Source organism: Alterotamlana spongicola (genome assembly GCF_035818475.1).
In the GTDB taxonomy this organism is placed as follows: Bacteria; Bacteroidota; Bacteroidia; order Flavobacteriales; family Flavobacteriaceae; genus Cognatitamlana.
Map to the genome: position 1 here is coordinate 803,701 of NZ_JAYMGV010000001.1, position 19,437 is coordinate 823,137.

The window sequence follows — 19,437 nt, forward strand, 5'->3', positions numbered from 1 at the left end:
ACTAACATGAAAGGTTTATTTTCTAATTTAAGAGGTGATATTTTTGGAGGGGTAACCGCCGGTATTGTGGCGTTACCACTGGCATTAGCTTTTGGAGTATCTTCAGGGTTAGGGCCAACGGCCGGTTTATACGGCGCCATTTTCATAAGCTTTTTTGCGGCACTCTTTGGAGGCACTAATACTCAAATATCCGGACCAACGGCTCCTATGACTGCCGTTAGTATGGTGATAATTGCCGGTATTATAGCTGCCAATGATGGCGATGTAAATAAAGCATTACCGGCTATATTAACCGTATTTTTATTATCAGGGTTAATGCAAATAGGTTTAGGTCTCTTAGGATTAGGAAAGTACATAAGGTACATTCCCTATCCGGTAGTTTCAGGATTTATGACAGCTATTGGCGTTATTATTTTATTAACCCAAATATTACCGTCTCTGGGGTATTATCCTAAAGACGATATTGAATTTGTCAATACCTTTAAACCACAAGCTCAAGAAGTCATTTTAGAAAACATCTTAGAAGAAGAAGCTGGAGAAGGCATCTTGGTGCTTGAAGACTTTAAAGAAACTATTGAAAGAGCTAATAACATAGGCCCCTTTGCTATTTTACAAGAATCCCAAACACTGGCTGCAAAAAACACCTCAGGAGCATTAGGAGCTATAAAGGCTATACCACGAGCATTACAAAACATTAATTGGCTGGAGTTAATTTTAGCCTTAGGAACCATTTTTATCATTTATGGCTTTAAAAGAATTACTAAGGCCATACCAAGTACGTTGGTCGCCCTGGTTATTATGTCGGGAATTGCCGTTGGTTTTGGATTAGACTACAGACCCATAGAAGAAATTCCCAGTGGGTTGCCAATTCCAAATCTTGATATTATATCCGATTTTAAAATAAATACCATAACCCCATATATTTTTACAGCTTTAACTTTAGCCCTGTTAGGCGCCATAGATTCATTACTTACCAGTGTAGTTGCTGATAATATGACTAAAACCAAGCACAAGCCCAATAAGGAGTTGGTTGGTCAGGGTATTGGTAATAGTATAGCTGCTGTTTTTGGAGGTATTCCTGGTGCCGGTGCTACCATTAGAACTGTTGTAAATATAACTTCCGGAGGAAAAACCAAACTATCCGGAATGATTGCCGGTATTTTATTATTTATAATCCTGTTGGGATTAGGCCCTATAGCCTCAAGAATACCAGCTGCTGTTCTTGCCGGAATACTCATTACAGTGGGTATAGGCGTAATGGATTATAAAGGCTTAAAGGCTATACCAAACCTTCCAAGAGATATAAAACTGGGACCACTGAAATTAAGCTCAGAAGTGTTAGTAATGTTGGTTGTATTGGTGCTTTCAACATTTTGGAATCTGGTATATGCTGTGGGTATTGGCTTAGTCATAGCGTCTCTTATGTTCATGAAAAAGATTGGAGATCTTACTGCAGAACGCTCTGATGTAAAACCCCTAAAAGAAGAAGCCTGGGAGGATGAAGGTGATTTTCCGGTTAATTTAAAAGAAGAAGTATTTATAAAACATTTAAAAGGGCCTTTATTTTTTGGTTCTACCAGCGACTTTCAACAGCTCTATGCTCAAATACCCGAAACTGCAGAAACCGTAGTTTTAAGATTAGGGCGCATGCAGTATATGGACCAATCTGGGCTATATGCTATGGAAGATATGCTTCAGGATCTAAAGAAAAAAGGTGTAGAGGCTTTATTTGTTGACCTCTTAAAACAACCAAGATATATGATGGAACGTATTGATATCATTCCGGATTTTGTACCTAATGAGCATATATTCGAAACTTTTGACGACTGTATGGAATGGGTAAAAGCAAACGTAAAAGATAAATATTAAACAGATGACATGAGCCATAACTATTAGTTGAATACTAATGGCAAATGGCTTCTAAGTTAATTAAACAATAAAAACTTAAACACATGAAAAATATAGCAGTAACCAAAGACGTACAAACAGCACTTTCGCCTTCAAACGTGCTTAATGATCTATTAGAAGGCAATCAAAGATTTGTAAATAATAACATGCAGGCTGTTGATAATTCGGCACTGGTTTCACAAACCGTAGGCGGGCAATACCCCAAAGCTGTGGTATTATCATGTATAGACTCCAGAGTTCCTGTTGAAACGGTTTTAGATCAGGCTATTGGTGATATTTTTGTGGCTCGTGTAGCCGGTAACTTTGAAAACACCGATATTTTAGGAAGCCTGGAATACTCCTGTAAAGTAGCAGGAAGCAAGTTAATTCTTGTCCTGGGCCATGAAAGTTGTGGTGCTGTAAAAGCGGCCTGTGACGGAGTAGAGCTTGGAAACATCACAGATATGTTAGGAAACATTCTACCGGCAGTAAAGAAAAGTGCCGATGAAGTAGACGGTGAACTAAACTCCGGCAATAGTGACTTTGTAGCCAAAACGGTTGAAAATAATGTCAGACTTACTATAGAGCGTATAAAAGAACGCAGCCCTATTTTAAAGGAAATGGAAGCTAATGGAGATATCCAGATTGCTGGTGGCGTTTATATGCTGTCTTCCGGTAAAGTAGAAATGCTGTGATTATATAAAAAACGGTAATTTAAAAGGCCGTCTGAAAAGTGTTATTCCAGATGTATTGAACCTCATTTATGAGGGTAGCAGGAAATCATCAGATTCTTTGCTTCGCTCTGAATGACAAAATCAATTACTTTTCAGACGGCTTTTTTATGCCTCATTATCAAGGTTTATTTCTTCATCCGCTTCTTCCGGAGATAAAATAACAGGAAAGATCATAGGGAGCAGTGCCTTTACTGGTTTATACAGTATAGCATTCTCAATGTTTTCTTCTTCAACAAAAGGTATGGTGCTGTTCATTCTATCAAAGATATTCAGTACAACACTTAAAATAAGGGCTATTTTTAAAGCCCCAAAAAGCCCTCCCAACAGCCTGTTTAAAATTCCTAAAGCAGCAAAATCAGCAAGTTTGGTAAGTGCTTTTCCGGCAAGAGCAATAGCTAAAACAATAACTATAAAAGTAATGGCAAACGCCGTGAGATTAATGGTGTTCTCTTCCCAGTTGGTTTTGGCCTGCAAAAATCCGGCTGCAAAATTACTAAAATGAATAGCCCCATAAACACCGGCCACTAAAGCCACTAAAGACGCTACTTCAACAAAAAGGCCTTTCATAAAACCACGAACAAGCCCAAATAAAATTAAAGCGCCTAAAACAATATCAATAACACCCATAATTTAACAATTTCAACAAATATATGATATATAGTCACAATATGGTTTATTAACTTTGCAGCGTTAAAAATATTATGTCCAGAGACGAGAAATTAAAAGAACGCTGGGATTTGGTAGTTGAAAAACTATCCGATCAATTTGCAGATGGAGATCCATTAGATCTTGATGCTATAATTTATTTAATAGGTGTACAGGAGTTGGGGCAATTAAACAGACGCTTCAAAAAAGACCAAAAGCTGGATCTTATGCACATTGCTATATGCAAGCTATTGGCGCCCTATGGGTTTTATGAGCTGGATTTTGTGGATGATGATGGCTGGCCACATTATAAAGTACTTGAAACATTGCCACACCTTAAGGCTGGTGAGCAAAGTGTTTTAATGAAAGAAGCCATAGTAAACTATTTTGTAGAAACCCAGTACATCAATTAAATGTATTGTGGCGCCTGCCTGCCAGTAGGCAGGTTCCCTAATTGTAGTCTTTTTGTTTGTTACTGCTAACCCCATTTTTTGCATAATCTGTCCAACTTTTAATAATAATAAAAAGACGACAGTTTATTTGGCCATACAAAAAAGGATTTCCACCGCAATCCCTAACGCAGTTCACGTAAAAAACAGTAAATTTGCCATCATTTTGAATATATCATGATAGATAAGATAAAAGAACTTATAGCTGAAGCAGAGGAATTTAAAGCACAATCCAAAGAAGAGGTAGAAGCTTTCAGAATCAAATATTTAGGCTCTAAAGGGGTGTTAAAAGGTTTTTATGGCGAGTTGAAAAATGTTGCAAACGACCAAAAAAAGGAATTTGGACAAACTATAAACAAGCTTAAAAAAACAGCTGAGGAGAAAGTAAGTGCTCTAAAAGATGAGCTTGAAAATAAGGAAGAGGTAAAAGGTGTTTATGGCGACCTGTCGCGTCCCGGAGATCCTATTCAAATTGGTGCACGCCACCCTATCTCTATAGTAAAAAATCAAATTACAGATATCTTTTCACGTATAGGTTTTAATGTTAGTGAAGGCCCTGAGATTGAAGACGACTGGCATAACTTTACGGCCTTAAACTTACCGGAATACCACCCTGCCCGAGATATGCAGGATACCTTTTTTATTCAAACCAATCCGGATATACTATTACGTACCCATACCAGTTCTGTACAAGTGCGTTATATGGAAAATAACAAACCACCTATCAGAACCATATCACCGGGTAGAGTATACAGAAACGAAGCTATTTCAGCACGTTCACACTGTTTTTTCCACCAGGTAGAAGGCTTGTATATAGATAAAGAAGTCAGTTTTGCAGACCTGAAACAAACTCTTCAGCATTTTACAACAGAGATGTTTGGAAAATCTAAAATACGCTTACGCCCGTCCTATTTCCCATTTACAGAACCCAGTGCAGAAATAGACGTGTATTGGGGACTGGAAACTGAAACCGATCATAAGATCACCAAAGGTACCGGCTGGCTGGAAATTGGAGGCTGTGGTATGGTAGACCCCAATGTACTGGAAAATTGTAACATTGACCCTACCGAGTATTCAGGATTTGCCTTTGGTGTAGGTATAGACCGTATTGCCATGCTATTGCATCAAATAGGAGATATTAGACTATTAAGTGAAAACGATGTCAGATTTTTAGAGCAGTTTAAAAGCGCTCTGTAACTTTAAACCCCATAGGTTTTTTTAGCACTTTCAATTTGCTGTTGCTCTGTAGTACCAGGATACAGGATATATTTAGGGGCTATTATGGGTTTTGAGCTTGTAATCCTAATTTTTGTAATGGATGAAAACGGGAATTGGCCTTCAGTAATTTTCAAAAGTACTTTTTCCATTTCAGGAAACCCATGATCTACGTTAGATATTATGGCCGCCTGCCCTTTTAATTGATAACCTTTTTGTACAAAAACATCAATAAAGCTCACACAAACTTCTGGGTTTGCTTTTATATTCTTAACCGATTGAGGAGAGGCTATATTGGCTATAATAACACTGTCATCTCCAAAATAAGTAAACACCTCTTTAGGGGACACATTGGGGATATTGGTGGTTGAAGCCGTCGCCAACCAGCACAATACACTTTTATCTATATACGTTTTAATATCCTGGGTTAAGGTCATAAGTACCATGCTTATAAAAATTATGATCCAATAGAATTACCCCATACTGTTGGGCTTATCTTTTTATTAAATCATTTAAAATTTGCTTCCCGACTTCATTCCATGCTTTCCAAATAGGGTCATCATGAAAAGCATGCCTCATTTTCTCTTCATCAAATGAATCCATTCGTTCATTGTGAATTTTAAGTGTCTCAAGGATTTCAAACGGCTCGTCATTAATTTCATCTTTGAGCTTTTCAGATTTTTCTTTTAGCAACCTGCAAATATTTAACCTGCTTTCCGTTAAGGACAAGTCATGGTTTGGCCCACCCCAGATTTCATCGGCATGCGGATCATCCTGTCCGTCATGCTGCCAATTACAGACACTACAAATATCCTGAAACCAATCTTCAGTGAACGTAGGGAATCCACACCCCGGGCAAATTGTACATTTTAAATTATTTTCATTAATACAATTACGGATAGCGCTTCTTCTTTTTTGAAAAGCCTCCAAAAGAGCCTTGTCTTCTACGGTCAACTTGCTTCTATCAAATACGGCTTTTTCGGTCATTGTTTTCTAAATAGTTGTGAGTAAAAAGACATTGGTATTTATTTTTTTAAGCTCTTATCTCCTCTGCCTCTATCCGTTTAAGGTCCATCATGTAAATGTAAAACTTTTTTTAAAATAGGAGCTTGGGGTTTTATCGTTGTAGGTAATGGTCTTTTATGAAGTCTAATTAAATAACTTTAAAAACTGGGCTAGTGCTTTTTATAGGATACGTTGTTGTAGCTAGTTTTTAATCAATTTTAAAAGCTATAGGAATTACTAATTTTAGATTAATAAACTTACCATTGTTATAAGCAGGAGTCATAATTTTTATTGACTTGACGACCCTATATGCTTCTAGTTTAACTCTTTCGTTTTCATTTTTATTATCAGGTATGATATCAATGATTTTTCCAGTTTTATCAATTGTGAAATAAACAGGAATTTTATGCATTCCTTTTTTTAACCCCATTTTTTTTAAAATAGTTGTATTAAAGTTTTTGTTAATATGTTTTCCTAGCTCTTTTGAGAAGCATTTTCTCATGTCTTCATTATCTAAATTTTTATTACATTCTTTTAAAACAGGGTACTTATCAGGGATTTCAAATATGATTTCACTATTTTTTTTCGTTTCATTGGCTGTATTTATAATGTAATTTAATTGAGCTCCTTTAAAATCTTTTAGATTTAAGATATGCCTATTCAAAATCTTTGATGTAGCTCTTAAATTAAATTCGAAATCTTCTTTAATATTCTTTTTTTCTAATTCAATTTCAATTATGATATAATCTTTATTAATTTCATTAAATTTAAGAATCATGCTTTTTAAATCTAATACTTTACAATTCCATATTTTTTCAATTCTTTGTATCATTTTTGTTTTTGAAACTTTAAATTGAAGCTCTATGTTTTTAGCATTTTTGTCATAATTCATGGTTTTTAATTTATTTGAATTAGGATAAACACCTTGTAAAAGAAAAATATTGAATAGGATGTAAATTAATATTTGTTTTTTCATTTCTATTTTCGTTTTGTTAATTAGCTACAACGGTGTCGTATAACCGTCAGTTACGGGTTAATATGCGTTAATTTTCGGTTTGGCACAGACGTTAGCAATTCCGAGTGGATTCAGACGTAGTCGAATCCGCCGTAATTGCGGTTATGCATTGTTGTACACAGTATTTCATCCCAATTCATCTGTGTCGTATATAGTCAAATTAGCTAGTTCTGCTTTGTTTTGAAAATTTATGTCAGCTGATACAAAAATTACATTGTCAGACGGTTTATTTACTTGAAATTCTAAAGCATTAGCGATAATTCGGTCGTCGTTATTATTTGGGTCAAGCCAATTCAGAGTTTTATCAAAATCTGGTTCAGTCGCTATCATTTTAACAGTTATAGTTTTATTTACTTTCACACCTTTTAAAACACTTCCCTGTTTTCTATAACCTTTTAGTCTTTTTATTACTGATTTGACTTTCTTTCTAAAATCTTCACTTCTGTGCGATATTTTTAATTTATCCAATTCGGATAAAACAGTTGGTAGAATTACAAAGTCAAACTTTTCGGAATCCGCAATGATTTTATAGTCGGCTGGGTCAGGATATTGAATTAGCGAGTTTGTATCTGGTAAAATAACTATTCGATTATCTTCTTTATTTAATAGCTCTAAAAAATCTTTAAATACTTTGGTTTGCGTTTGGTAGGACTTTTTTCCTCCTTCGATAGACGAAGGTGCTCTTTTCTGCTCAATCAAGTTGATAATTCTACCATTAGCATTTTTTATTTTTCTTAAAATATTTGGTGTTGCTTTATGTAATAAAAGTTCAAAATTTGAATAAAATGAATTGTACTCTTCTCGTATTTTGATTTGATTTTTTTCGTCTTTTTCTCCCCAATGGTAAACACTTGCTCCCAAAATTAACACATTGCTATTTGCATTTGGGTCGTGATAATAAATTGAAGAATTGTCCAACATCTCATCTATAATAATTCCAATATTATCAATTTGAGTTTTTAATTTTTCTATGTAGGACAAATTTTCGTTCATATTGTGTACAACTATTGAATAAACACAATATTGCGTTTATTCCTCATATATTTAAAACGGTAGACTGCCGCTAAAACGCCATTACATTTTGTTTTCTCGCAGTGACGTTTTATAAATTTAATGGCTTCTCAAATATAACAAAAACGAGGTGTTTGCTTACAAAGTAAAGTAAAGTAAAAAATCAACAACTATTTATTTTGAAGTATTGGGTTAGTGCTTTTATAGGAACTGTTGTTGGCAACAGATTATTATTCTATTATTATAACTTCTCCATCTCGCAATGTCTTAAAAAGCCATTTATTATTTATACATCGCTTAACCTCTCTTTCAATGTCTTCTGATTCTGGATGTTCCGAATCATAATGAGGTAATATTCCATAATTGAACACATTTAATCCTTCCCATATTGTTTCGGTAATCTCTTTATAAGGAAAGTCATTAGGATTATCAACGCATTGAATATATTTTAATGAGTCTGAAAGGATACATACTCCGGCGCTATAGCCTCCATAGAAAAAATCGTCTCGTTTCTGTAATTCTATAAAGATATTGTCAAATCCACTTAATTTCATGGCTTGTCTTAAAACAAAAGTGTTTCCCCCACAAACCCAGATTCCATCTAATGAAGCAATTTTATTTCTTAATTTATTCTCTTTTCCAAAATAATCCTTTAAGTCTAAATGTTCACTAATACAACCTAAATTGTCCATAAATTCCATTTCTTCTTTTAAATGGTTATCTCTAATTTCCGGATTTGCAGTTGTCCAATCTTGAGAGTTATTTATATGGCCAATTTTTGCACCTTGAAAAAGTATGTTTTTTAGTGCTTCAACTTTATCACCAAATTTATAAGAAGATAGATAGTATGTCATTAATTAGAATCATTTTCAAATGGTTGCCAACATTCTGTATAAGCGGTTGGTTTTATTACTTTTCTTTTCGTAAAATTTTCTCCATTTTACGCCCCCTTGCTAATTCATCTACTAGCTTATCCAAATATCTTGCCTGTCGTGTTAGTGAATTGTCAATGTCTTCAATTCTATAACCACAGATGACTCCTTTAATTAAGTGTGCATTTGGATTTAATTCTGCTTCCTGAAAGAATGTTTCAAATGTGGCCCTGTTTTCAATAAACTCTTGTAATTTGTCTTCATCAAAACCGGTTAACCACTCTATCACCTGGTGTAATTCTTCCTTAGTCCGGCCTTTTTTCTCCACCTTAGTCACGTAATGCGGATAAACCGAACTAAAAGTCATTTTTGCTATGCGTTCATTATGTTCAGCTGTTACTTTCATTGATATGTATTTTTAATTTTTTATTAATTGGTGCTAACACTTATGCATAAGAATAGTTGCCAATTTACCTCCGGGGGGTATTCCATAGGAAAATCAAATGTAGCAAATATGCTACACCCTTGTTTAAGTACTAAACCGTAATTATTTTTATACGGTGCGTGCATAGTTATTCTACATTTATTTCATTAAGGTTTAGTTCAAATAGTCCTGAAAAGTTGTTTTCAAGTTTATTCATTTCAACATTTTCCCAGGTTAATATTATTTCAATATCTTTATTTTCTCCATTTTTAACAGCACTGATAATTATAGGAATGAAGTCTCTTTTGGTTTTGATAAAATCAAGTAATTTTTTTGGTTTTATTGAACGACTACCATATTCAATACCTAAAATAACATCAAATTTATTATCGTTTGGTTTTACTTCTACAAACCTATTTTTCAAATTTATTCCTTCTTTTCCTAATAAAAAATTTATTGCAGGAAGTTTAATTTTTTGAATTATTAGAGATTTTGAATTTATCTTGCCAGTACATTTTATTCCAAATGTTTCACAAGATTGAGCAAAAGAATATTGAAATATGAAGCTCAAAATTATTACAGTTAATATTTTTTTCATTTTTTTAAAATTATTGCCAACGGTTTGTATGGTTAGTTTTTTTATTCAGTTTTAGATTCCGTTTTTTCACCATAAATGAGGCTTCGCAAAATAAAGCCAACCACACCATAAGGTCCAAGCGCAACTAAATAAAAGTCCGATTATAAAAAATATCATTCGAAACTTTTTTATTCCGATTCCGTTTTTCAAATAGTACCAGTCAAACAATTTCAATAGAGTTCCAAGTGAGTAGAGTATATTGGCTCCAATTCCCCAATATATTATTCCAAATGTGTCGGCCCTTGTCCAAGAGTAGTCACCTCTAGAAAGGCCGTCATAAATTGTAAAAACTCCCACAAGTCCAAAAGCCAGATTAAAAATCCACCTTTTAGATTCCCACCATTTAATATTTAATTTTAATTCGTCTATTGTCATTTTGAAATTAACCACAACGGTTGGTGTATGGTGCGCATCCCGAAGAGTATGCACTATACACCTCTTTGTTGTGGTGAGTATTTCTTTATTTCATCATCAATTTGTCGACAAATTTCTGTTTCATTAAATGATTCATTTTTCACAAGAAACGAAGATGTTTTTAATTGATTAATAGCTTGTTCAACTTCTTTTTTTGTAAGTGTCCAAATTGAATAACTACTATGATTTTCTAATTGCCCAAGACTTTTAACTACCGCACTCAATTCTTCATTTTCAAAGTGTTTCGGTGAAATAAAATTCAGCTCATAGATATTTCTAATAAACCCAGATTTGGTAGCGGATTCATATCTCGACCATTTTCGGAATTCAGGGTTCTCTTTTTCGGAATAGGAGAAGAATCCATTTTTAATTTTTCCTTCAGAAATTGAGAGTCTCTTTGATTGGGTGAATACATAGCCATATTCAAAACTGAGAACTTCATTTAGCCTTTTTCCTAATGAAATCAATTCTTGATTTGTAATTAAGTTTTCGTCAAACATTAATTCAAAAACAATTGAATCGGATTCTACTTCAATGGTCCTGTTGTGAGACCAATTTTCAAAGTTGAAGAACATTGAGTCTTCTGAATCTGAAATCATTAAATGATGTACATTTTTGAATTCCTTTTTTTTTAATCCGTTTACAAACCCTTTCTTGGTTTTCCATCCATCATTGGGGTATGGACCTGTAATATAAAAACTGTTCAAGTTAAGTTTCAAGTGGTCAAACTCTGCAAGCAATAATTCAATGAGGCCTTTTGTGTCGTATAATTCTGCTTCCGATTGGGTAACAGCTTTGTACAACTTTAAAAGTCTGTTATTGCCAATATTTTTCTTAAACCAATTCATTTTTATTCACCACAACTATTTAATAAACACACTTTATTGCGTTTATTTCCTATATATTTAAAAAAACGCCATGTAGAGCTTAAAGATAAAACATTTACATCTTGTTAATACCCCTAAGGCTCCTTTTAACTTTAACCAAACCCATTCTATTTATAATCCAATTCAGTAAACAGCTTAGGATTAAATTCCTGTTTTACAACCACATTTTTAGGTCCAAAATCACTTCGGTTAAAAGACAGTAATATAGTGCCGGCCTTTTGATAATTATCCCATGGCATAGTAAACCGGGGTTCCTTATCATTAAAATCTTTAAAGAATGCCCATTGTTTTATTAGCTTATCTTTTTGATCTACATAAATGTAATACTTGTTTTGTGGAGTAACACCAACAGCATTAAACGTCAGTTGTAACACATCAGCCATCTGCCCATCAGGGAGTTTTTCAGTACTTACATACGTTAAAGTCACCCCGGGGTCTTCCAGTTTCCACGGCATAACCAACCAGTAAGAATCATTAATCCACCAGCGTTTTCCCTGGTCGATCATACTTTTGGTTTGCACTTTATCGGTCACCAGATTTCCGTTTTCATAAGCTTTTCCGGTAAGGGTATTGATATTCACTAAAACCACCTGCGCCTTCTCCGGGTTTTCTATCCTTACATCACCTGTCCACTTATCCCAGTACAGGATGCGTTTTCCAAAATCCCACTGTATAAAACGGGTATTATTATAATTTTCCATACCTCCCATAGCCTTAACAACATCATTAGCAATAGTGACAGCTTTATCTGAATTGGATTGTGCCGGTACTGATATACTCACAACACACATAATCAGGCAAGTTACAAGTGTTTTAACTGAAGATAGCGGTTTCATTTTTTTTGATTTTCAATTTAAACGAAAATAGGTATTTTATTGTTTGGCATCAATTTATTTAGTTTCTCTTTAACACATCATAAAATCCCCTATTTTTGCAATCCGTTACTAACGCCATACAAAGATGAAAAAAGACATCTCTATCCCTAAGGTTGAAGGGGTTTATATTGCTATTGTAAATGAATACAATGCTATTTACAAAACCCAGGACTGGAACGCCTATATTATCAACGAAAAAGATGTGGACCTGGAGATGGTGCTAATTGTTACCAGTGGCTATTCTGAAAATAAAACCACGTCTGTGTTTAGAAAAAAAATAGATGTATTGCCTAAAAAAAGTTATGCTAAAATAGAATTGATGCAGGAAGAACTGTTTGCATTAAATAACACGTTTAAAGTGTCTTTTTTTGAGGGCAACCAAATGCTTGACAAAACATACCTTTTTAGAAAAAACACCATTAATTTAAAGGCCTTGCAACCCATTCCTCTCATGGAGGTAAAGGGTGTTTTGGTGAAGTAATGTATCCTCCAAACAACAACGTTTTACTTAGTTGCTAATACAATATTGGTAAGGTATAACAATCTTTAAAGGCGAAAGATTACTTCGTCGTACCTCCTCGTAATGACATGCTATAACTAACTATAAAAGCACTTCATGCCTTGTCGTTATTTGCAATGACAATCCTATTTAATCCAATTTCTCGGTCAACCGTTTAAATACCTTTTTAGGGTTTTTACCTTCGTATAAAATCTGGTAAACAGCATTTATAATGGGAATCTGTGTTTTCTTTGCATTTTTTTGATTTAGCAAATGGGCGCTCTTAGTGGCGTAATAGCCTTCGGCTACCATATTCATTTCCATTTGTGCAGACTTGACCGTATAGCCCTTACCAATCATATTTCCAAACATACGGTTCCTTGAAAATACAGAATATCCGGTAACCAATAAATCGCCTAAATACGCTGAATTATTAATGTTACGCTTCATTTTATGAACCTTTTTAATAAAACGTTTCATCTCTCTAATGGAATTGCTCATAAGCACGCTCTGAAAATTGTCTCCATAACCCAAGCCATGCGCAATGCCTGCGGCTATAGCATATATGTTTTTGAGCATTACAGCATACTCCACTCCAATAATATCGTCACTGATCTTGGTTTTAATATAATCACTACTTAATCTATTGGCAATAACCTTAGCCTTAGTTTCATCTGAACAGGAAATAGTAAGATAAGACAGGCGCTCCAATGCCACCTCTTCTGCATGGCATGGCCCCGCTATTACAGCAATATTATCAAAAGGGACATTATAGACATCATGAAAATGTTCGCCGACCAAAAGCCCGGATTCCGGCATAATACCTTTAACCGCAGAAACAATTATTTTATCAGAGATATCAATATTCAGTTTTTCTAATTCACCATGTATAAAGGCAGATGGAATGACAAAAATTAAAACATCCGCATAATTGGCAATCTCATTAATATCATTACTAAGCTTTAATTGCTCTAAATGAAATTCAACTGAACTCAAATAATTAGGATTGTGCTGCTCTTTCAACAAATGCTCTTTGGTATATACACTGCGCATATACCACCCCACTTCATTTAAGTTTTCACAAAGCATTTTTACTATAGCTGTTGCCCAACTTCCTGCTCCAAAAACCGCATATTTTAAAGGTCTATCCATAAAAAACAATCTGTTTTACCGGTCAAAAATACAGAAAATATTAATGAATTATAAGCTATTGAAATATAAGCTTTCCTTTTTTGGCACATGTTTTGAAACTTAGTTAAGTATAAACCCAAAACTTTACGATTATGAAAACTATAAAATTACTTTTTTGTGTTGTACTTACTACCACCCTGCTTACCTCATGTTATTCAGAACGTATAGTGGATGACTATGTAGAACCAGCAGCCTTATCATTAAATCAATTATTAAGCTCTTATGAGTTGTGGTATGTTGATATTAATGCCACCAAAGGTCATGGTGAAACTCCTTTTTTACAAAAGGCCTTTACCATATCATTTATAAATGGTGTAGTATACGCTAATAATAATATAGTAGGGATAGGTAATAGTGGTGATGGGTTTGGTATTGATATTGGTGTGTATGATGCTTATGAGATGATCCTGGATGTGACTCACGATTTAGATGGGTTTGAAACTTTTGATATCTTTCAGGTTAACAGTACCAGAATAGAATTGTATAACCCTAATAATGATACGTCTTATTTTTTGGAGGGCTACCAACGTAACGAATTTGATTATGATTTTGTGTTTTATGACAATATTCATTATTTCTTACAGGAGTATGAGGCCTGGGAAAAAACATATACCAGTGAATTTGGAGCTATAAATGAGTTTGACAATGAAAACTATTTACAGTTTTTACCGGGAGGCAACGACTCTACCTTTAAAAGCTCACAGGATGAAACCGGAATTAATCCGGATTACATTTTCTGGGACTATACTGGGATATATGGCGTAGGTGATGTGAGTGGTGATGCCTATCTAAAAACTTTAACATTAGATTATGATTTTCTGGACAATGAATATTTTGAATTGAGCGTTATAGACGATGAAACCATAGAGTTGTTTCACCCCAGGTCTGAAACTGTTTATCAATTTAAAGGACGAGGCTATATACAGTACTTAAAAACCGCTGATGGTAAGAAACGATCAAACGTATTAAAAGACAAGAAACGTAAGTTTCGAAAACATAAAGTAGACAACCCAAGAGAAAACACGAGGGTTAAATAAAAATTTTGGTTGGTTATTTAGTTAAGAAACCGTTTAAAGTGCTTTGCTTTAGGCGGTTTCTTTGTTTTAGTTCTTTTAAAGAAGCTAGTCTAAAAAGTGATTTATTTTGTCATTCAGAGCAAAGCGAAGAATCTTATTATTTTGATAGCTAGCGTATTATGCTCCTTGGAGAATCTTCATTATCATTCAGAATGACACTTTTTAGAAAGCCTCATTATTGTTTACTTAACAGGTGAAGTATTTTTAAGAAAAGATAACAAATTAAAAAAGCTCCTTTAATAAGGAGCCTTTTTAATGTCATTAGGTTCTGTACTCTCTAAGAGCAAAAGACTTTATATTATACTATTTTTTATAAACACTTTCACCTTCTTTAATGGTTTCTAGCACCTGAATATCTTTAATAGCCTGAATATCTGTTTTCAAAGGGTTTTTGTCTAATATTACAAGGTCTGCCAATTTCCCTGCTTCTAACGATCCTTTGATATTTTCTTCTTTAAATTGATAAGCCCCGGCCATTGTACTGGCATAAAGCGCTTCATAGGCCGTTAAACGCTGATCCTCTCCATAAACTTTTCCACTTCTGGATGCTCTGTTAGTAGCAATCCACATCAGGGAGATCTGATCAACCGGGTGCACCGGTGAATCATGATGAATGGTTACAGAAAAATCACTATTTAAAGCGTCTTTGGCTGGGTTTAACCTGGCCGTACGCTCTGGTCCCAGAATATACTCATTATGAAAATCTGCAAAATAAAAGTTGTGAGTGATTTGAAAAGTAAAGGTTACATCCAAATCTTTTAAGCTTTCAAACTGGTCTGGCTGTACCTGTTGTGCATGTATGATTTGAGTTCTGGAATTATCATAATTAAAATGCTCTTCGGAATATTTAACGGCATCAATACATTGATCTACAGCAGCATCACCCAGGGCATGGATAAAAAATGGCACTTCCAGTTCATAATAACTTCCCACTAAATCATTCATATCTTTTTGATCAGTTATAGAAGAATAGCCTCTATAATCAGCAGGCTGCCCATGAGTTGGTGTATGATATGGTTGTCTTAAATAAGCTGTTCTTCCGGGAGTTCCACCATCCAGGTTTAATTTGCCTCCTATAACCCGGTAATGGTTTTTGTAATCAGGCGCATATAGTTTCTTTACATTTTCCGGTGTTGTCAATAACGAATAATAGGCCATTCCAACATCTACCTTTAAACGATTGGATTCTGCAAGATCACTAATTTGCCTATAAACATCATCTGTTGTAGCCATATCGGTCACAGTTGTAAACCCATTCTTTATATACAAATCCTGAGCCTGTAATAGCATCTTTTTCATGTCTTCATCCGGCAACGGAATACTTACATATTTACCGGGAACACCACTAATATCTTCTCCTATGGTATTCATAGCAGCTAACATAGCCTGTTCTTCAATCACGCCACTATACTCATTTGAATCTTCAAAACGCTGCATCACCCCCCCTTCTGGAACAACATACCCTTTATCTAAATACCCGGCTCTTTCCAATCCAAGACTATTCATAGCCATCATATGGCTGGAAAAATGAATCAAGGAAATTGGATATTCCGTGCTTATTTCATCTAAATCCTTTCTTGTTGGAAACCTTTCTTCCGCAAGCATGGCATTATCAAAGCCCCAACCAAGTAACCAACTGGACTCATCCTTGTACTTTTCAGGGTTATCAGCTAATTCTTTTGCTAAAGCATTTTTAATATCTTCAATACTATTTACATTTCCCGCCGGAGAAGGATCTAAATTAACCAAACTCAATTTGATTGCTGTTTGAGAAAAATGCGAATGCGAATCAATAAATCCTGGTATTAAAGTTTTTCCTTCAAGATTAATTTTTTTAGCATTTTTAAACAATTTTTCCGCCTCTGCCTGAGAGCCGGTAAAAGCAATTTTTCCGTCCTTGGTTACTACAGATTCCACATAGGTTGGTTCCATCTTTTCCATAGTTAAAATATCACCTCCATAGTACATACTTACATTGGAATCTATAGTTTCATCAGAAGATTTGGATTCTGAATTCTTACAAGCCACTATAGTAAGTGTTAGCAGCATGAGTAGTTTAATTGAAAACGTTTTCATAAGGTTTGATTTTTAATTATTATGATTTGTTTGATATAAATCTTGTTTCATATGTAAAGGGTAATGCATTTAAATATAATAACGTGACCATCTAATCTTAATTATTTATAATTATTATTTTGATGTACCAGTTTAAAAAAACCCAACCGAAATTAGCTAATAATACCGACACTTTCAATTTATTTCATCTGAAAATTTTAATTTCTGTCAAGCTCTCAAACATCTAAAAACAAGAACTCTAACGCTTTTAAAAATGTTTTTTGTCAATAATCTTGCTTTTCTGTTCCTACCAGATCAATGTGATGAAAAAACAGCTACTTATAAAAGTTCATTTCGTCCAAATAGTCCCAGACATACTGTGGTAACATGGGTTGAACATTTTTACCTTCTTTAATGGATTGTCTAATAAATGTTGAAGAAATTTCCATAACCGGTGCATTGATAAAATGCACTTTTTTATGATCATCAAATTTAGTTTCTACTTTTTGCTTTGGAATTCTTGGATAGACATAAATATGATAATTTTCAAGAATTAAATCCGCGTTTTTCCACTTATGGAAATGTTTCAGATTGTCTTCTCCCATAATTAAGCAAAACTCATGATTTGGATATTTCTCTTCCAAATACACCAATGTGTTTATGGTATAATTAGGCTGCGGTAAGTTAAACTCTATATCGCTTGGTTTTAATTTAGTGTAATGCTTTGTAGCCCGGAAAACCATCTCCAGTCGTTGGTAATTATCCAATAAACTACTTTTCTTTTTAAACGGATTATGTGGAGTTACCACAAACCAAACCTGATCCAGGTCACTGTATTCTGCAATGTGATTTGCTATGACCAAATGCCCAATATGAATGGGGTTAAAAGAGCCAAAATACAATCCAACTTTCATAGATCCAATTAAGAGTTTATGAAATCTTTAACCTGTTTACAGGCCTCTTCAAGAGCGCTATCCAAATCATCATTGGTAATAATAGTATCAAACAAAGGTGCTGTTGCCAATTCTGCTGAAGCTTTTGCTACCCGCATATTGATTTTATCTTCGCTTTCTGTTTTTCGCTTTTTCAAACGGATTTTTAACTCATCAATGCTTGGAGGCTTTACAAAAACCGCTAATGTTTCATCCGGAAACTTACGTTTAATACGCAATCCGCCTGAAACATCAATATCAAAAATCACATTTTTACCTTTGGCCCAAATACGTTCAACCTCGGTTTTTAGTGTACCGTAAAAGTTATCACGGTATACTTCTTCCCATTCTAAAAACTCGTCATTCTTGATTTTGTTTTTAAAGGCTTTAGCTGATAAAAAATAGTAATCTTTTCCATCTTCTTCGGTACCTCTTTTTGCTCTTGATGTAGCGGAAATAGAAAACTCTAAGTTTAAATCTTCTATTCCCAACAAGTGCCTTACTATAGTTGTTTTCCCTGAGCCGGAAGGTGCTGAAAACACTATTAATTTTCCTTGTTTATGTTCTTTATTTTCCAAAAACTATCTTAGTATTAGTTGTGGTCTCATTTGGTTTAACCTGACATGGAGAATCATTAAACATGTACTGAATGATTCGTTATAATTAGAGCACATTCAATAATTGTTCCTTAATTTTCTCCAATTCATCTTTCATTTGAACTACCAATTGTTGCATGGGGGCATAATTACTTTTAGAACCTATAGTATTAATTTCCCTTCCCATTTCCTGACTGATAAATCCGAGTTTTTTTCCGTTGGAGTCTTTTGAGTTCATGGACTCTGTAAAATAATCCAGGTGGTTTTTTAAACGAACTTTTTCTTCAGTAATATCAAACTTCTCAATATAATACACCAGCTCTTGTTCAAACCTGTTTTCATCATATTTTTCCCTAAGCTCTTCTACGCCTTTCAATAAACGTTCTCTTACACCTTCAATACGCTCGGGATCCATGGCAATAACCTGTTCTAAAAGCTTTTCAATAGCCACAGTGCGCTCATTAAAATCTTGCTCTAAAACTTTACCCTCGTTTAGCCTGTGATTAATTAAATCGTTTACAGCCTTATTCATTTCAACCTCTATAGTTTGCCACTCGGTCTCATCAATCTCTTCTCTTACTGTACTTATAGCATCGGGAAAACGTACGGCCATTTTTAACAGATCTATGTCGTTGCCGTAAACTACATCTTTTAATTGCGCCATATACTGTTTAACTACGGGAGCGTTTATTTGAGAGGATGTATCTTCAGCAGTAGCTTCAACATATATGGAAAAATCTATTTTTCCTCGAACCAGTTTATCTGCAAGAACTTTTCGTATGGATAGTTCCTTTTCTCTGTAAATGGAAGGCATTCTTGCATTTAAATCTAAATTTTTACTGTTTAAAGATTTAAGTTCAATAGTAACTTTTTTTGTGGGTAATTGCAAAACAGATTTTCCGTAACCTGTCATTGAATATATCATAAACGCATGTATTAAGTTATGCAAAGGTAATTAAAACCTAAGGTATAGAAAATAGATTAAAGGCACTTAAAAAAATACTTTAAAAACAATAAA

At 34.3% G+C, this 19,437-nt stretch carries 21 protein-coding genes; 6 read left to right on the plus strand and 15 right to left on the minus strand.

Annotated features, from left to right (window positions below; genetic code table 11):
* The first annotated feature begins 6 nt into the window (after positions 1-6).
* Positions 7-1,869, plus strand: coding sequence for a SulP family inorganic anion transporter (locus tag VOI54_RS03470; RefSeq protein ID WP_326281326.1), 1,863 nt, complete (start codon positions 7-9; stop codon positions 1,867-1,869).
* A gap of 83 nt (positions 1,870-1,952) precedes the next feature.
* On the plus strand, positions 1,953-2,582 hold the full coding sequence (locus tag VOI54_RS03475; protein ID WP_326281327.1) for a carbonic anhydrase family protein: 630 nt from the start codon (positions 1,953-1,955) through the stop codon (positions 2,580-2,582).
* A gap of 144 nt (positions 2,583-2,726) precedes the next feature.
* Here the strand turns inward: VOI54_RS03475 and VOI54_RS03480 are convergent, their stop codons facing one another.
* Positions 2,727-3,248: a CvpA family protein gene (locus tag VOI54_RS03480; RefSeq protein ID WP_326281328.1), complete on the minus strand. Its 522-nt coding sequence runs from the start codon at positions 3,246-3,248 to the stop codon at positions 2,727-2,729.
* Positions 3,249-3,322: 74 nt separating this feature from the next.
* Here VOI54_RS03480 and VOI54_RS03485 point away from each other — a divergent pair, with 74 nt between their 5' ends.
* Positions 3,323-3,679 (plus strand): hypothetical protein, encoded by a 357-nt coding sequence (locus tag VOI54_RS03485; RefSeq protein ID WP_326281329.1) that lies wholly within the window; start codon positions 3,323-3,325, stop codon positions 3,677-3,679.
* Between the two features lie 213 nt (positions 3,680-3,892).
* Entirely contained in the window at positions 3,893-4,912 is a 1,020-nt protein-coding gene (gene pheS, locus VOI54_RS03490) for a phenylalanine--tRNA ligase subunit alpha (RefSeq protein WP_326281330.1), read from the plus strand.
* A gap of 2 nt (positions 4,913-4,914) precedes the next feature.
* On the opposite strand, the gene VOI54_RS03495 is transcribed toward pheS, so the two are convergent.
* The 9 genes from VOI54_RS03495 to VOI54_RS03535 form a co-directional block, all read right to left on the minus strand.
* On the minus strand, positions 4,915-5,367 hold the full coding sequence (locus tag VOI54_RS03495) for a pyridoxamine 5'-phosphate oxidase family protein (RefSeq protein WP_326281331.1): 453 nt from the start codon (positions 5,365-5,367) through the stop codon (positions 4,915-4,917).
* Between the two features lie 55 nt (positions 5,368-5,422).
* Positions 5,423-5,917 (minus strand): CPCC family cysteine-rich protein, encoded by a 495-nt coding sequence (locus VOI54_RS03500; RefSeq protein ID WP_326281332.1) that lies wholly within the window; start codon positions 5,915-5,917, stop codon positions 5,423-5,425.
* Positions 5,918-6,143: 226 nt separating this feature from the next.
* A complete protein-coding gene (locus VOI54_RS03505) occupies positions 6,144-6,911 on the minus strand; it encodes a hypothetical protein (RefSeq protein WP_326281333.1) in 768 nt (255 codons plus the stop codon).
* Positions 6,912-7,076: 165 nt separating this feature from the next.
* A complete protein-coding gene (locus VOI54_RS03510; protein WP_326281334.1) occupies positions 7,077-7,943 on the minus strand; it encodes a PIN domain-containing protein in 867 nt (288 codons plus the stop codon).
* Positions 7,944-8,191: 248 nt separating this feature from the next.
* The gene (locus VOI54_RS03515) at positions 8,192-8,815 is read right to left on the minus strand and encodes a Type 1 glutamine amidotransferase-like domain-containing protein (RefSeq protein ID WP_326281335.1); all 624 of its coding nucleotides are present in this window, start codon (positions 8,813-8,815) and stop codon (positions 8,192-8,194) included.
* Between the two features lie 55 nt (positions 8,816-8,870).
* Complete coding sequence (locus VOI54_RS03520) at positions 8,871-9,239, minus strand: DUF2200 domain-containing protein (RefSeq protein ID WP_326281336.1); 369 nt, start codon at positions 9,237-9,239, stop codon at positions 8,871-8,873.
* A 166-nt stretch (positions 9,240-9,405) separates the two neighbouring features.
* Positions 9,406-9,855 (minus strand): hypothetical protein, encoded by a 450-nt coding sequence (locus tag VOI54_RS03525; protein WP_326281337.1) that lies wholly within the window; start codon positions 9,853-9,855, stop codon positions 9,406-9,408.
* A 467-nt stretch (positions 9,856-10,322) separates the two neighbouring features.
* Positions 10,323-11,156 carry a hypothetical protein gene (locus VOI54_RS03530; protein WP_326281338.1) on the minus strand — a complete coding sequence of 278 codons (834 nt, stop codon included), beginning with the start codon at positions 11,154-11,156 and terminating at the stop codon, positions 10,323-10,325.
* Between the two features lie 146 nt (positions 11,157-11,302).
* Entirely contained in the window at positions 11,303-12,031 is a 729-nt protein-coding gene (locus VOI54_RS03535; RefSeq protein WP_326281339.1) for a hypothetical protein, read from the minus strand.
* Between the two features lie 124 nt (positions 12,032-12,155).
* On the opposite strand from VOI54_RS03535, the gene VOI54_RS03540 reads away from it, so the two are divergent.
* Entirely contained in the window at positions 12,156-12,551 is a 396-nt protein-coding gene (locus VOI54_RS03540; protein WP_326281340.1) for a hypothetical protein, read from the plus strand.
* 168 nt (positions 12,552-12,719) lie between these two features.
* Here the strand turns inward: VOI54_RS03540 and VOI54_RS03545 are convergent, their stop codons facing one another.
* Entirely contained in the window at positions 12,720-13,721 is a 1,002-nt protein-coding gene (locus VOI54_RS03545; RefSeq protein ID WP_326281341.1) for an NAD(P)H-dependent glycerol-3-phosphate dehydrogenase, read from the minus strand.
* A gap of 131 nt (positions 13,722-13,852) precedes the next feature.
* Between VOI54_RS03545 and VOI54_RS03550 the strand changes: the two genes are divergently transcribed.
* On the plus strand, positions 13,853-14,797 hold the full coding sequence (locus VOI54_RS03550) for a nicotinic acid mononucleotide adenyltransferase (RefSeq protein ID WP_326281342.1): 945 nt from the start codon (positions 13,853-13,855) through the stop codon (positions 14,795-14,797).
* A gap of 342 nt (positions 14,798-15,139) precedes the next feature.
* On the opposite strand, the gene VOI54_RS03555 is transcribed toward VOI54_RS03550, so the two are convergent.
* The 4 genes from VOI54_RS03555 to VOI54_RS03570 form a co-directional block, all read right to left on the minus strand.
* Positions 15,140-16,912, minus strand: a complete 1,773-nt coding sequence (locus VOI54_RS03555) for an amidohydrolase (protein ID WP_326281343.1) — start codon at positions 16,910-16,912, stop codon at positions 15,140-15,142.
* Positions 16,913-17,226: 314 nt separating this feature from the next.
* Complete coding sequence (gene nadD / locus VOI54_RS03560; protein WP_326281344.1) at positions 17,227-17,805, minus strand: nicotinate (nicotinamide) nucleotide adenylyltransferase; 579 nt, start codon at positions 17,803-17,805, stop codon at positions 17,227-17,229.
* Between the two features lie 8 nt (positions 17,806-17,813).
* Positions 17,814-18,401, minus strand: a complete 588-nt coding sequence (gene gmk / locus VOI54_RS03565; protein ID WP_326281345.1) for a guanylate kinase — start codon at positions 18,399-18,401, stop codon at positions 17,814-17,816.
* Between the two features lie 85 nt (positions 18,402-18,486).
* Positions 18,487-19,344 carry a YicC/YloC family endoribonuclease gene (locus tag VOI54_RS03570; protein ID WP_326281346.1) on the minus strand — a complete coding sequence of 286 codons (858 nt, stop codon included), beginning with the start codon at positions 19,342-19,344 and terminating at the stop codon, positions 18,487-18,489.
* Positions 19,345-19,437: the final 93 nt, after the last annotated feature.

What these genes read in the sequence shown, in the direction of transcription:
- VOI54_RS03470 (WP_326281326.1), top strand. Translation starts at nt 7, where the DNA reads ATGAAAGGTTTATTTTCTAATTTAAGAGGTGATATTTTTGGAGGGGTA.
- VOI54_RS03475 (WP_326281327.1), top strand. Translation starts at nt 1,953, where the DNA reads ATGAAAAATATAGCAGTAACCAAAGACGTACAAACAGCACTTTCGCCT.
- VOI54_RS03480 (WP_326281328.1), bottom strand. Translation starts at nt 3,248, where the DNA reads ATGGGTGTTATTGATATTGTTTTAGGCGCTTTAATTTTATTTGGGCTT.
- VOI54_RS03485 (WP_326281329.1), top strand. Translation starts at nt 3,323, where the DNA reads ATGTCCAGAGACGAGAAATTAAAAGAACGCTGGGATTTGGTAGTTGAA.
- pheS (WP_326281330.1), top strand. Translation starts at nt 3,893, where the DNA reads ATGATAGATAAGATAAAAGAACTTATAGCTGAAGCAGAGGAATTTAAA.
- VOI54_RS03495 (WP_326281331.1), bottom strand. Translation starts at nt 5,367, where the DNA reads ATGACCTTAACCCAGGATATTAAAACGTATATAGATAAAAGTGTATTG.
- VOI54_RS03500 (WP_326281332.1), bottom strand. Translation starts at nt 5,917, where the DNA reads ATGACCGAAAAAGCCGTATTTGATAGAAGCAAGTTGACCGTAGAAGAC.
- VOI54_RS03505 (WP_326281333.1), bottom strand. Translation starts at nt 6,911, where the DNA reads ATGAAAAAACAAATATTAATTTACATCCTATTCAATATTTTTCTTTTA.
- VOI54_RS03510 (WP_326281334.1), bottom strand. Translation starts at nt 7,943, where the DNA reads ATGAACGAAAATTTGTCCTACATAGAAAAATTAAAAACTCAAATTGAT.
- VOI54_RS03515 (WP_326281335.1), bottom strand. Translation starts at nt 8,815, where the DNA reads ATGACATACTATCTATCTTCTTATAAATTTGGTGATAAAGTTGAAGCA.
- VOI54_RS03520 (WP_326281336.1), bottom strand. Translation starts at nt 9,239, where the DNA reads ATGAAAGTAACAGCTGAACATAATGAACGCATAGCAAAAATGACTTTT.
- VOI54_RS03525 (WP_326281337.1), bottom strand. Translation starts at nt 9,855, where the DNA reads ATGAAAAAAATATTAACTGTAATAATTTTGAGCTTCATATTTCAATAT.
- VOI54_RS03530 (WP_326281338.1), bottom strand. Translation starts at nt 11,156, where the DNA reads ATGAATTGGTTTAAGAAAAATATTGGCAATAACAGACTTTTAAAGTTG.
- VOI54_RS03535 (WP_326281339.1), bottom strand. Translation starts at nt 12,031, where the DNA reads ATGAAACCGCTATCTTCAGTTAAAACACTTGTAACTTGCCTGATTATG.
- VOI54_RS03540 (WP_326281340.1), top strand. Translation starts at nt 12,156, where the DNA reads ATGAAAAAAGACATCTCTATCCCTAAGGTTGAAGGGGTTTATATTGCT.
- VOI54_RS03545 (WP_326281341.1), bottom strand. Translation starts at nt 13,721, where the DNA reads ATGGATAGACCTTTAAAATATGCGGTTTTTGGAGCAGGAAGTTGGGCA.
- VOI54_RS03550 (WP_326281342.1), top strand. Translation starts at nt 13,853, where the DNA reads ATGAAAACTATAAAATTACTTTTTTGTGTTGTACTTACTACCACCCTG.
- VOI54_RS03555 (WP_326281343.1), bottom strand. Translation starts at nt 16,912, where the DNA reads ATGAAAACGTTTTCAATTAAACTACTCATGCTGCTAACACTTACTATA.
- nadD (WP_326281344.1), bottom strand. Translation starts at nt 17,805, where the DNA reads ATGAAAGTTGGATTGTATTTTGGCTCTTTTAACCCCATTCATATTGGG.
- VOI54_RS03570 (WP_326281346.1), bottom strand. Translation starts at nt 19,344, where the DNA reads ATGATATATTCAATGACAGGTTACGGAAAATCTGTTTTGCAATTACCC.